Origin of the sequence: Kitasatospora sp. NPDC057512, assembly GCF_042802135.1 — a bacterium.
Classification (GTDB): Bacteria; Actinomycetota; Actinomycetes; order Streptomycetales; family Streptomycetaceae; genus Kitasatospora.
The window spans coordinates 1-12,506 of sequence record NZ_JBHVET010000180.1; the positions used below are offsets into that span (position 1 = coordinate 1).

The 12,506-nt window shown below is 75.0% G+C and carries 9 protein-coding genes, 1 pseudogene and 2 riboswitches; of the genes and pseudogenes, 9 read left to right on the forward strand and 1 reads right to left on the reverse strand.

The features are described from left to right. The 9 genes and pseudogenes from ACFU6K_RS14740 to ACFU6K_RS14780 all read left to right on the forward strand — a co-directional run. Positions 1-284 (forward strand): annotated as a pseudogene (locus ACFU6K_RS14740) (peptidase); the annotation flags it as partial. Between the two features lie 29 nt (positions 285-313). Next, positions 314-793: a flagellar hook-length control protein FliK gene (locus tag ACFU6K_RS14745; RefSeq protein WP_380663157.1), complete on the forward strand. Its 480-nt coding sequence runs from the start codon at positions 314-316 to the stop codon at positions 791-793. Positions 794-886: 93 nt separating this feature from the next. Further along, a riboswitch (cobalamin riboswitch) is annotated at positions 887-1,031 on the forward strand. Between the two features lie 103 nt (positions 1,032-1,134). Then, the gene (locus ACFU6K_RS14750; protein ID WP_380663159.1) at positions 1,135-3,039 is read left to right on the forward strand and encodes a prenyltransferase/squalene oxidase repeat-containing protein; all 1,905 of its coding nucleotides are present in this window, start codon (positions 1,135-1,137) and stop codon (positions 3,037-3,039) included. Next, on the forward strand, positions 3,036-4,121 hold the full coding sequence (locus ACFU6K_RS14755) for a hypothetical protein (RefSeq protein WP_380663160.1): 1,086 nt from the start codon (positions 3,036-3,038) through the stop codon (positions 4,119-4,121). Before ACFU6K_RS14750 ends, ACFU6K_RS14755 begins: the two co-directional genes overlap by 4 nt. Before the next feature lie 4 nt (positions 4,122-4,125). Beyond that, positions 4,126-5,364: a CbiQ family ECF transporter T component gene (locus ACFU6K_RS14760; RefSeq protein ID WP_380663163.1), complete on the forward strand. Its 1,239-nt coding sequence runs from the start codon at positions 4,126-4,128 to the stop codon at positions 5,362-5,364. Further along, a complete protein-coding gene (locus ACFU6K_RS14765; RefSeq protein WP_380663164.1) occupies positions 5,361-7,004 on the forward strand; it encodes an ABC transporter ATP-binding protein in 1,644 nt (547 codons plus the stop codon). Before ACFU6K_RS14760 ends, ACFU6K_RS14765 begins: the two co-directional genes overlap by 4 nt. Beyond that, on the forward strand, positions 7,001-7,861 hold the full coding sequence (locus ACFU6K_RS14770) for an ECF transporter S component (RefSeq protein ID WP_380663166.1): 861 nt from the start codon (positions 7,001-7,003) through the stop codon (positions 7,859-7,861). Before ACFU6K_RS14765 ends, ACFU6K_RS14770 begins: the two co-directional genes overlap by 4 nt. 82 nt (positions 7,862-7,943) lie before the next feature. After that, positions 7,944-8,181, forward strand: a riboswitch (cobalamin riboswitch). A 165-nt stretch (positions 8,182-8,346) separates the two neighbouring features. Beyond that, positions 8,347-10,662 (forward strand): 5-methyltetrahydropteroyltriglutamate--homocysteine S-methyltransferase, encoded by a 2,316-nt coding sequence (gene metE, locus ACFU6K_RS14775; protein WP_380663167.1) that lies wholly within the window; start codon positions 8,347-8,349, stop codon positions 10,660-10,662. Between the two features lie 393 nt (positions 10,663-11,055). Then, on the forward strand, positions 11,056-11,667 hold the full coding sequence (locus ACFU6K_RS14780) for a polysaccharide deacetylase family protein (RefSeq protein WP_380663169.1): 612 nt from the start codon (positions 11,056-11,058) through the stop codon (positions 11,665-11,667). Positions 11,668-11,688: 21 nt separating this feature from the next. Here the strand turns inward: ACFU6K_RS14780 and ACFU6K_RS14785 are convergent. Next, a partial coding sequence (locus tag ACFU6K_RS14785) for a citrate/2-methylcitrate synthase (RefSeq protein WP_380663170.1) occupies positions 11,689-12,506 on the reverse strand: 818 nt, incomplete at its 5' end.

Below are 12,506 nucleotides of genomic sequence, written 5' to 3' on the forward strand. Positions count from 1 at the left end.
GCACCGGTCTGGCCACCCAGGCGCTGCTCTCCGGCGGACGCCTCGGCCCCGGCCTCAAGGCCTGGGGCCGGTTGGTGAAGCTCCAGCAGGGCTGCTCCGCCGACCCGGCGGTCCGTGGCGCCGTCGCCTACGACGCGACCGGCTTCAACGGGGGCAACGGCGCGCGGGCCACGGCGCAGGCCGTCCTCGGCCTCGCGGGCACCCCGCTGTCCACGCTCTCCGCCTCCGGGGCCGCCCCCGAGGCCCCGACCCAGGCATGCCCGCCGGTCCCGGCCGCGCGCTGAACCGCCATGACACCGCGAGGAGTTCACCGATGAGCGACACCCTCACCCCGGCCCGCCCGGCCCGCCGTACGCTCGGGTCGATCGCCGCCGCGGCGGCCCTCACCGCCGGCCTGCTCGGCGTCTCCGCCGTCCAGGCCCCGCAGGCCCGGGCGGCCGCCTGCGGCGGCACCACCGGCGTCACCGTCGTGGTCGACTTCACCGCCGTCGGCGGCGGCATCCAGACCGGCTGCGCGCCCGGCGACCCGGCCAGCGGCCTGGCCGCGCTCACCGGCGCCGGATTCCCGTACGCCTTCCACCCGCGCTACCCGGGCTTCGTCTGCACCATCAACGCCCTGCCGACGACCTGCACCAACCCGACCGGCAGCGCCTACTGGTCGTACTGGCACGCCCAGCACGGCGGCCCCTGGTCGTACAGCACCCTGGGCGCGGGCAGCTACGACCCGGCCCCCGGCGACGTCGAGGGCTGGTCCTTCGGCGCCGGCGCGCAGCCGGGCGTCACCGCGCCCTGATCCGCGCGGGCCCACCGGTGCCCCGGCCCCTTCCCCGGAAGGGGCCGGAGCACCGGACGTCCGTGGTGCGGTGAACCTGACGGACCGTTGACTCTCCGTCGACTGCCATGGTCTGATGAACCGATTTTTTGCCCTCGGCATTCAGGGGAAGCCGGTCCAACTCCGGCGCTGACCCGCAACCGTGGACCCGCCTGAGGGTGGGTGAGCCGGAATGCCTGGACCGGGGGCCTGTTCACAGAGCACTTGCGTCGTCGCGGACTACGACGCGGTCTTGACGGCCCCCTCCCCGGGTGCCGTCGACTGCGCCGTCGCCTCGCGTGTCGACCGACCAGGGAGTCGTCGTGAGGGTCAGCAGCAATCGCACACGTCACAGGAACCGGGACCTCGCCTCGCTGGTGATCGCCGGCACCGTCGCGGTCGCCGCCTGCGGCACGGTCCTGCTCGGCTACCCGGGTACCGCTTCGGCCGACCCGATCGAGCAGTGCACGGCGACGACGGGCGCGATCGTCGCCGTCGACTTCACCCACTGGGGCGGCGGGGTCGTCCGGGGCTGCGACGCCCACCCCACGACGGGCATGAACCTGCTGCACAACGCCGGCTTCACCACGAGCGGCACCGAGCACGACGGACCGGCCTTCATCTGCCGGCTCGGGACCGGGGCCTTCAACGGCGGCGCCCAGTACCCGACACCGGCCGAGGAGCCGTGCGTCAACACCCCGCAGGCCACCGCGTACTGGTCGTACTGGATCGCCGAACCCGGCCAACAGACCTGGTCCTACAGCCGGTTCGGGGCCGGCACGCAGAAGCCCGAGCCCGGCGAGGTCGAGGCCTGGGTCTACGGCGGCACGGACATCGGCGGCACCAGCGGGGCACCCGGCTTCACCCCGGACTCCGTCCGCGCCAGGAGCGGCGGCACCCCACCGTCCGCGTCGCCTTCGCCCGCGGTGGCCCTGAGCGCGCCCGTGGGGAGGAAGCCCGACGCGGCCAGGGGGAGCGCCTACCTCACCGACCCGGCCCGGCTGATCGACGGCCACTACTACGAGGGGTTCCCGGCCTTCGCCGACTTCGGTCTGACCATCGACGGGGCCTACGCCCTCGCCGCGACCGGCACCGACGACGCCGCGCTGCGCGGGATCGTCGACTTCCTCGACCAGCAGGGCAAGGACGCGAGCGAGCGCACCGTCAACGACTGGACCGCGATCGGCACCGAGTACGCCGGCGGCGGGTCCATCGGCAAGGAGGCGCTGCTCGCCGAGGCCGTCGGCCGCAACCCGCGGGACTTCGGCGGCCACGACCTGATCGCCGCCCTCGCCGCGCTGGTGTGCGCCAAGGCCGACGCGAACACCGGCTGCGCCGCCCCGGGCAACTACACCTACGCCACCTCCGTCTTCTCCCAGGCGCTCGCCGTCATGGCCCAGCTCCGGGCCGGGGAGTCGACCAGCGCCGCTCCCGCGATCGCCTACCTGAAGGGCCTCCAGCACCCGGACGGCTCCTGGCCGAGCCTGATCCCCGCCACCGGCGACTCCGACGTGGACAGCACGGCGATGGCCGTCATGGCCCTCGCCCTCGTCCCCGGGGACGAGGCCGCCCAGGCGGTCGACCAGGGGCTCGGCTGGCTCGCCTCGCGGCAGCTGCCCGACGGCGGCTTCCCCGGCGCGGCCGGCGACTCCACCAACTCGGCCGCGCTGGCCGTCCAGGGCATGACGCTGCGCCAGGCCTCCTACGGTGGACAGATCGCCAAGGCGCTCGACTTCCTCGCCGGGCAGCAGAACGGCGACGGCGGGTTCAACGTCGCGGCGGCCGGGCAGCAGGGGTCGGACGTCCGGGCGTCCACGCAGGTGCTGGGCGGTGCCACCGGCATCTCCTTCGGGACGCTGTCCCGCAACCTGGGAGGCACGCCGACGCCGACTCCCACCGGGACGCCGACCACCACCCCGACGGGGACGCCCACCTCGACGGGCACTCCCGGCGGGACACCGACCGGCACCCCGACGGGCTCGCCCACGACGATCGCGCCGATCCCGGCCACCGACACCCCGTCGTCCGGCGGCATCGACATCCCGAAGGGTGACGGTGCCGCCGGGGCCGGGGGCGTGACGGTGCGGACCGGTTCAGGAAGCCTGGCCGGCACCGGAAGCCAGGCACTGGCGCTGACGGCGGGTGCCGGCGCGCTGACCGCGCTCGGCGCCGCGGCCGTCCTCGTCGCCCGTCGCCGCACCGCGGCCGGCCCGGGGCGTCACCGGTGAGCCGGGGACCCGGCACGCGCCTCGCCCGGCTGTCCGGGGCGGCGGCGCTGACCTTCGCCCTCGCCTTCGGCGGAGTCGCCGTGGGCACCGCCCCGGCCGCCGCGACTCCGTTGCCGATCGAGCAGTGCACCACCACCTCCGGGGCCGTACTCGCCGTGGACTTCGGCACGTGGGGCGGCCCGCTGCTGCGCTCCTGCGGGACCACGCCCACCACCGGCTACACCCTGCTCAACCAGGGCGGCTGGAAGACCACCGGCACCGGGCACGACGGCCCGGCCTTCATCTGCCGGATCGGCTACAGCGGCTTCCAGGGCGGCAAGCAGTACCCGACGGCGGACCAGGAGAAGTGCGTCCTGACGCCCCTGGCCACCGCGTACTGGTCGTACTGGCACGCCGATCCGGGCCAGAACGAGTGGTCCTACAGCCAGCTCGGCGCGATGCTCTACCAGCCGAAGCCCGGCAGCGTCGACCTGTGGATCTTCGGCGGCACCAACGTCGAGGGCACCGAGGGGCGTCCGAGCTTCTCGCCGGACAGCGTCCGGGCGCACAACTCCAGCCCCGGTGGGCAACCGGCCGACCCGGGGCAGGGCACGACGGGCGGCTCCGGCGGTGGCTCGGGCGGTTCCGGGGGGACAGGCGGATCCGGTACGACGGGCGGCAGCGGCTCCGGGTCAACCGGGGGCACTGCCTCAACCGCCGGCCGGGCCCCGGCCCCCGCCGCACCCCAGCCCGGCGGAGCCCGTCCGCCCGCGTCCGCCGCGGCCCCGGGGACGGACCCCGCCGCCACCCCCGAGGACGGCAGCACCCCGCCGGGCGCGCCCGAGTCCACGCCGGTGCTGGCCGAGCCGTCCACCGCCCCGCCGACGGACGCCCCGAGCGACCAGCCGACACCGCAGACGGCCGTGGCCGCGCCGACGCCCACCCCCGCCGTGTCCGGCGGGGTGGTGGACGCCAACCCGGTGGCCGACGCCCCGCACGACCCCGGTTCGATGGTCCCGGCCGTGGTCGGATCGGTCCTCGTCGTGGCACTCGGGGTGGCCACCGTGGTCGCCGCGCGGCGTCGCCGCCGACGAGCCGAGTGATCCGGTGGGCACGCACGACACGCGGGAGTCCGGCTCGCCGCAGCGCGCCCCCGGGCGGGTCGCGGGGGGCCGGCGCATCCCGCGCAACCTCCACCCGCTGGCCTGGTGGGCCTGGGCGCTGGCCCTGGCGACGGCGGCCAGCCGCACCACCAACCCGCTGCTGCTCCTGCTCGTCCTCGCCGTGCTCGGCTACGTGGTCACCGCCCGCCGCAGCGAGGCCCCGTGGGCGCGCGGGTTCACCTACTACCTGTGGCTGGCCCTGGCGGTGGTGGCGATCCGGGTGGTCTTCCGGTGCGTCTTCGCCACCGGCGTCACCCCGCACGACCACCTGCTCTTCTCCCTGCCGCACATCCCCACCCCCGCCTGGTACGCGGGCATCGAGATCGGCGGCCCGGTCTCGCTGGAGGCCACGCTCTCGGCGGCCTTCGACGGGCTGCGGCTGGCCTGTCTGATCTGCTGCATCGGCGCCGCGAACACCCTCGCGAACCCCAAGCGGGCGCTGCGGGTGCTGCCGGGGGCCCTGTACGAGCTGGGCGTCGCGGTGACGGTGTCGCTCAGTGTCGCGCCCCAGCTGGTGCAGAGCGTCCAACGCGTCGCCAGGGCACGGCGGTTGCGCGCCGGGCGACGCAAGGGCGTCCGTGCTCTGCGCAGCATCGTGGTGCCGGTCCTGGAGGACGCGCTGGAGCGTTCGCTCAGCCTCGCGGCCGCGATGGACTCGCGCGGCTACGGGCGTTCCGGCACCGCCTCGCGCCGCTCCCGCCGGCTCACCGGCGCGCTGATGCTGCTCGGCATGTGCGGCCTGTGCGCCGGGGTGTACGGGCTGCTGGACGGGACGGCCCCGGCCGCGCTCGGCCTGCCCGCCTTCCTCGCGGGCGCCGTGCTCTGCGTGGCGGGCCTGCTGCTCGGCGGGCGGCGGGTGCGGCGCACCACCTACCGGCCGGACCGCTGGCGGGCAGCCGAGTGGGGCGTGGCCGGCTGCGGGGTGAGCGCCGCCGTGCTGCTCTTCGCCACCGTCGGCTACGACGCCACCGAACTCAACCCGTCGCTGTACCCGCTGACCTGGCCGACGCTGCCGCTCGTCCCGGTGCTCGCCCTGCTGCTGGCGGGCGCGGCCGGGATCGTCTCGCCGCCGCCCGGCCGGACGCCCGGACCCGCCGCCGTGCCGGGGCCGCGCCCGGGCACGCGTCCCGACGCCGCCCCCACCGACCGCACCGACCGCACGACCTCCGAGGTGAGCACGTGATCCGATTCGACCGGGTCGGCGTGGTGTACGACGGCGAGAGCACGCCCGTCCTGCGCGACGTCGACCTGCACATCCCGGAGGGCGAGCTCTGCCTGGTGGTCGGCCGCACCGGCGTCGGCAAGTCGACCCTGCTCGGCGCCGTCAACGGCCTCGTGCCGCACTTCACCGGCGGCACCCTGCGCGGCCGGGTCACCGTGGACGGCCGCGACACCGCCCACCACCCGCCGCGCGAACTCGCCGACGTGGTCGGCGTGGTCGGGCAGGACCCGCCGGCCGGCTTCACCACCGACACGGCGGAGGAGGAACTGGCCTACGTCATGGAGCAGTTGGCGATCCCGCCGGAGACCATGCGCAAGCGCGTCGAGGAGACCCTGGACCTGCTCGGCCTGGCCGACCTGCGCCACCGGGCCCTGCACGAGCTCTCCGGCGGCCAGCAGCAGCGCGTCGCCATCGGCTCGGTGCTCACCGCGCACCCGCGCGTCCTGGTGCTGGACGAGCCGACCTCCGCGCTCGACCCGACCGCCGCCGAGGAGGTGCTGGCCGCGATCACCCGGCTGGTCCACGACCTCGGTGTGACCGTCCTGCTGGCCGAGCACCGCCTGGAGCGGGTCGTCCAGTACGCCGACCGGGTCGCCTACCTGCCCGGCGACGGGACCGTCGTGCACGGCCCCCCGGCCGAGGTCTTCCGGGACACCGCGATCGCGCCGCCCGTCGTCGACCTCGGCCGACTGGCCGGCTGGCGGCCGCTGCCGCTGTCCGTCCGGGACGCCCGCCGGGCCGCCGCGCCGCTGCGGGAGCGGCTCACGAACGTGCCGGTTCCCCCGCCGCGCCGGGCAGCGGTGGCGGGGGAACCGGTGCTGGACGCGAAGGGGGTGGTCGTCCGGTACGGGCCGGTGGCCGCCGTCCGGGACGTCCGGCTGGAGCTGCGGGCGGGCGAGGTCACGGCGCTGATGGGCCGCAACGGCTCCGGCAAGTCCTCGCTCCTGTGGGCCCTCCAGGGCTCCGGGCCCCGCCAGGGCGGCAGCGTGAAGGTCACCGGCGCCGGGGGCGGACCGGCCGCGGACCCCAAGCGGCTGCCCGCGGCGCGGGCCCGGCAGCTGGTCGGGCTCGTCCCGCAGACCCCCACCGACCTGCTGTACCTGGAGACGGTCGCCCAGGAGCTCGCCCAGAGCGACCTCGAAGCCGACGGCGCCGGCGGGCCGACCGCCCGGCAGGTCCTCGACCGCCTGGCCCCCGGGATCCCGGACGGCACCCACCCGCGGGACCTCTCCGAGGGGCAGAAGCTGGCCCTCGTCCTGGCGATCCAACTCGCCGCCGCACCACGGGTCGTGCTGCTGGACGAACCCACCCGGGGGCTCGACTACCAGGCGAAGGAGGCGCTCACCGGTATCGTCGACGCCCTCGCCGCCGAGGGCCGTACGGTCGTCGTCTCCACCCACGACGTCGAGTTCGTCGCCTCCGCCGCCGACCGCGTCGTGGTGATGGCCGAGGGCGAGATCGTCGCCGACGGGCCCACCGCCGAGGTCATCGTCGCCTCGCCCACCTTCGCCCCGCAGACCGCCAAGATCCTCGCCCCGCTCGGCTGTCTGACCGTGCGTCAGGTGGCGGCGGCCCTGGATGCGGCGGAGGCCGCCCGGTGACCGCCGTCCGGATCCCCGGCCGGGCCCGCGTCGTCGTCGCCCTGGCCGCCTTCGTCGGGCTGGTGGCCTTCACCTGGCCGTTCGTCGTCGCCCCCGGGAGGTTCGGCTCCAACTACGCGCCGCCGCTGATCTTCGGCGCCCTGCTGGTCCTGGTGCTCGCCGTCGTCATCGCGGAGATCTCCGCGGGCGGCATCGACGCCAAGGCCCTCGCCATGCTCGGCGTCCTGTCCGCCGTCAACGCCGGACTCCGCCCGCTCGGCGCCGGGACCGCCGGAGTGGAGACGGTCTTCTTCATCCTGGTGCTCGCCGGCCGGGTCTTCGGCCCCGGCTTCGGCTTCACCCTCGGCTGCACCTCGCTGTTCGCCTCGGCGCTGCTCACCGGCGGGGTCGGCCCATGGATGCCGTACCAGATGTTCGGCTGCGCCTTCGTCGGCATGCTCGCCGGGCTGCTGCCGGGCGCCGGGCGGCGCTGGGAGGTGCCGCTGCTGGCCGGGTACGGGGCCTTCTCCGGCTACCTCTTCGGCTTCCTGCTGAACCTCTCCTTCTGGCCGTTCTCCACCGATCCGAACAGCTCGATCGCCTACCTGCCGGGCCTGCCCTTCACCGAGCAGTGGCACCGCTACCTGCTGTTCGACCTGGCCACCTCGCTCGGCTGGGACACCGGCCGCGCCGTCACCACCTTCACCGCCGCGCTCGTCGTCGGGCCGGCCGTCCTCACCGTCTTCCGCCGCGCGGCCCGCCGCGCCAACTTCGAGCCCACGGTGCGCTTCGAAGCCCCGCCCGGCGGCCCGACCGGACTGATCGCGGACATCCACGCCGCCCTGCCCGGCACGCCGGATACCCCGAAGCGGACCTGACCGCAGGCGCCGCGAGGCAACGGTGGCGTCCCACCATGCGGACGGGTTCCGAGATTCCCGCGCCAGGCCGGCGCTTTGCCCCTAAGCTGACGGTGCAGCTGGTTCGCCCTGTCCGCCAGGCAGGGCGTCGCAAGAGGGAACCCGGTGACGCCTTTCGACTGGCCAGTCCGGGACTGCCCCGCAGCGGTGAGTGGGAACGACCGCCGTCATACGCACTGGACCCGGGACGGGTCTGGGAAGCGACGGCCAGTAGGTGTCCGCCCTTCACGGGACGGACGCGCCCGCGAGTCCGAAGACCTGCCACTGCCCGCCCGCGGACGATCCGCGTGCGGCTATCCGGTGACCTCGTGGGCGGGTCGGCGACCATACCTGGCGGAGCAGGCCCGTACGCGTTCTCGTGACGGCCGTCGCCGGGTACGTCATCCCTTCGCGCCCTCGTGCCGTCTCCGGGTTTCTGAGGAGACAGACTCGCGAAGGAGAGTCCCTTGACCACGAAGTCCGCAGCCGCGGCGAGCGTCGCCACCGCGTACGGCTACCCCCGCCAGGGCCGGGGCCGGGAGCTCAAGAAGGCCATCGAGGGCTACTGGAAGGGCTCGGTCGCCGCCGAGGTGCTGCTGGCCACCGCCGCCGACCTGCGCCGGGGGAACTGGCAGCAGCTCGCCGACTCCGGCGTCGAAGAGGTCCCGACCGGTGACTTCTCGTTCTACGACCACGTGCTGGACACCACGGTCGCCGTCGGCGCGATCCCGGCCCGGTACCGGGACGCGGTCGAAACCGACCCGCTGGACGGGTACTTCGCCATGGCGCGCGGCAACCAGGACGTCGCGCCGCTGGAGATGACCAAGTGGTTCGACACCAACTACCACTACCTGGTACCGGAGTTGGGTCCGGACACGGTGTTCACGGCGAACCCGGCCAAGGCGGTCGGCGAACTGCGCGAGGCGCTGCTGCTCGGCCACGCGGCCCGCCCGGTGCTGGTCGGGCCGGTCACCTACCTGCTGCTCGCCAAGCCGGCGCCCGGGGTGGCCGCCGACTTCCAGCCGATCACCCTGCTGGACCGGCTGCTGCCCGTCTACGCGGAGCTGCTGGCCGAGTTGCGCGCCGCCGGCGCCGCGTGGGTGCAACTGGACGAGCCCGCGCTGGTGCAGGACCGCACCCCGGCCGAGCTCAACGCCGCCGCCCGGGCCTACCGCGAGCTGGGCGCCCTCACCGACCGGCCGAAACTGCTGGTCGCGAGCTACTTCGACCGGCTCGGCGACGCCCTGCCCGTCCTCGCGAAGGCCCCCGTCGAAGGCCTGGCGCTGGACTTCACCGGGCCGGCCGCCGCCAACCTGGACGACCTCGCCGCCGTCGGCGGCCTGCCCGGCAAGCGGCTGGTGGCGGGGGTGATCGACGGGCGCAACATCTGGATCAACGACCTGGAGAAGTCCCTCACGACCCTGGCCACCCTGCTGGGCCTCGCCGACACCGTGGACGTGGCGCCGTCCTGCTCCCTCCTGCACGTGCCGATCGACGCCACCCTCGAACGCGACATCGACCCCCAGATCGCCCGCTGGCTGGCCTTCGCCAAGCAGAAGGCCGCCGAGGCGGCGCTGCTCGCCCGCGGCCTGCGCGAAGGCACCGGCGCGATCGCCGCCGACCTCGCCGCCAACCGGGCCGACCTGGCCTCCCGCGCGGGCTCGCCGATCACCCGTGACCCGGCGGTGCGCGCCCGGATCGCCGCCGTCACCGAGGCGGACGCCCGCCGCGCCCAGGCCTACCCGCAGCGGGCCGAGGCCCAGCGCGCCCGGCTCGGCCTGCCGCTGCTGCCGACCACCACCATCGGCTCCTTCCCGCAGACCACCGAACTGCGCGTCGCCCGGGCCGATCTGACGGCGGGTCGGATCGACGATGGAGCGTACCGGGAGCGGATGGAGGCCGAGGTCCGCGAGGTCATCGCGTACCAGGAGAAGGCCGGACTGGACGTCCTGGTGCACGGCGAGCCCGAGCGCAACGACATGGTCCAGTACTTCGCCGAGCAGCTCACCGGCTACCTCGCCACCCGGCACGGCTGGGTGCAGTCCTACGGCACCCGGTACGTGCGCCCGCCGGTCCTCGCCGGGGACATCTCCCGCCCGCACCCGATGACCGTGGACTGGTTCCGCTACGCCCAGGGCCTGACCGACCGCCCGGTCAAGGGCATGCTCACCGGCCCGGTCACCATGCTCGCCTGGTCCTTCGTCCGCGACGACCAGCCGCTCGCCGACACCGCCCGCCAGGTCGCCCTCGCCCTGCGCGACGAGGTCACGGACCTGGAGGCCGGGGGCGCCGCCGTCGTCCAGGTCGACGAGCCGGCCCTGCGCGAGACCCTCCCGCTGCGGGCCGCCGCCCGCCCGGCGTACCTGGACTGGGCCACCGAGGCCTTCCGCCTCGCCACCTCCGGCGTCCGCGCCGACACCCAGATCCACACCCACATGTGCTACGCCGAGTTCGGCGCCATCATGACGGCGATCGACGAACTGGACGCCGACGTCATCTCCCTGGAGGCCACCCGCTCCCACATGGAGGTCGCCGGTGAACTGGCCGAGGCGGGCTACCCGCGCGAGGTCGGCCCCGGCGTCTGGGACATCCACTCCCCGCGCGTCCCCAGCACCGAGGAGGCCGTCTCCCTGCTGCGCGCGGGCCTGGCCGCGATCCCGGCCGAACGGCTCTGGGTCAACCCCGACTGCGGCCTGAAGACCCGCGGCTGGCCGGAGACCCGGGCCTCCCTGGAGAGCCTGGTCGGCGCTGCCCGCCTGCTGCGCGAGGAGCTCGCCGGCTGAGCCGCCCGGGCGGGGCCGAACGGCCGGGCGACGGTGACGGACGCCCGGCACCGTGCCGCCGACCGTGCGGCCCTGGGGCCTTCCGGGTGGTGGTGTGAGTCCCTCGGGGTGAAGGCCGGGAGGGGGTGTCAGGCCCGGGGGGACACCCAGAAAATGTCAGATCATCAGATTGTCTCGCGAAGGCTGATCCTGGCCGCGGCCGGGTTGTCGGTCCTCGGCGCCGCAGGGTGCGGGGGAGCACGGCGGGCCGGGGAACCCGGCACCGCGCCGAGAGGGAACGCCGGGCCGCCGCCGGCGCCTGTGCCCCCGGCGGCCGCGCCGGAAGTCGTACCGGAAGCCGGGCCCGAAGCCGCGCCGGACGCCGCGCCTGAAACAGCGCCGGAAGCCCCCAGGGTGCTGACCGAGGCGGAGAGTCGGCCGCTGTTCGAACTCGCCGACGAGGGGAAGGTGGTGGCCCTCACCATCGACGACGGACCCCATCCGCGCCACACCCCCGACGTCCTGGCGCTGCTGGAGAAGCACGGGATCCGGGCGACGTTCTTCCTTATCGGCGAGAACGCGGCCGCCCGTCCCGACCTGGTCCGGGAGATCGCGGCGCGGGGGCACCGCATCGGAAACCACACCTGGAGCCATCCGGACCTCCGCCACCTTCCCGACGACGCCCAGGTGCGGGAGGAGCTGACACGCACCTCCGACCTCCTCGGCGGGATCACCGGCAAGTCGCCCGCCTGGTTCCGGGCCCCGGGCGGGGACTGGGCCCCGAGGACGCTCAGGACGAGCAGGGAGCTCGGGATGAGGCCGATGGGCTGGACGGTCGACCCGGAGGACTGGGCCGAGCCGGGGACGGACGTGATCCTCGGTCGGCTCACGAAGGAGATGCGCCCGGGAGCGATCGTGCTCACCCATGACGGCGGAGGCGACCGTTCGCAGACGGTGGCCGCCCTCGCGCGCTTCCTCCCCTCCCTGATCGACTCCGGCTACCGCTTCACCACCCCGCGGGCCTGACCGGACGGCGGTGCCGGTCTCCTACGCGGAGGCCGGCACCGGCCGCTGGCCCGGCCCGTCGTAGCAGGCAAGCGGGCGGATCAGGGCGTTGTAGGCGAGCTGCTCGGTGATGTGGGCGGTCCAGCCGGTGATCCGGCTCATCACGAAGAGCGGGGTGAAGACGGGGGTGTCGAAGCCCATCAGGTGGTAGGCGAGGCCCGCGGGGTAGTCGAGGTTGGGGTGGATGCCCTTGCGGTCCAGCACCGCCTCGCGCAGCGCCGCGTGCAGGGCGGCGAGCCGGGTCGTTGCGGGGTCGGCCGCCAGGGCCACCAGCTCGTCGAGGGCGGCCTGCATGATCGGGACGCGGGAATCGCCGTGCTTGTGGACCCGGTGGCCGAAGCCCATGACCTTCCGCTTCGCCGCCAGGGCGCCGTCCAGCCAGTCGGCGGTGCGGGCGGGGTCGCCGATCTCCTCCAGCATGTGCATCACGGCCTCGTTGGCGCCGCCGTGCAGCGGGCTCTTGAGCGCGCCGATCGCGGCGGTGACGGCGCTGTAGAGGTCGGAGGGGGTGGTCGCCCTGGTGACGACCGGTATCGGCGTCCCGACCTGGGCCGCCGCGACCGCGGCACCGACCGGTCCGTACGTCCCGGGGACGATCAACATCCTCGCGGTCGTGCCCGCGCCGTCCACCAGGCCGTCCTCGACGGGGCGGAACGCGATCGGGCGCGGCGTCGCGAGCCGGCCGGGCGTGCCGCACCAGGGGCCCCGACCGCACTGCCACCGGGAGGACGTCCTCTCGGCCGGATCGGCCGGACGCGTCACCGCCTGAAGCCACGGGCTCGCCCACACCTGTGCAGCAT

Excerpts from the sequence above, each read along its gene's own strand:
- ACFU6K_RS14745 (WP_380663157.1), top strand. The coding sequence starts at position 314 with ATGAGCGACACCCTCACCCCGGCCCGCCCGGCCCGCCGTACGCTCGGG.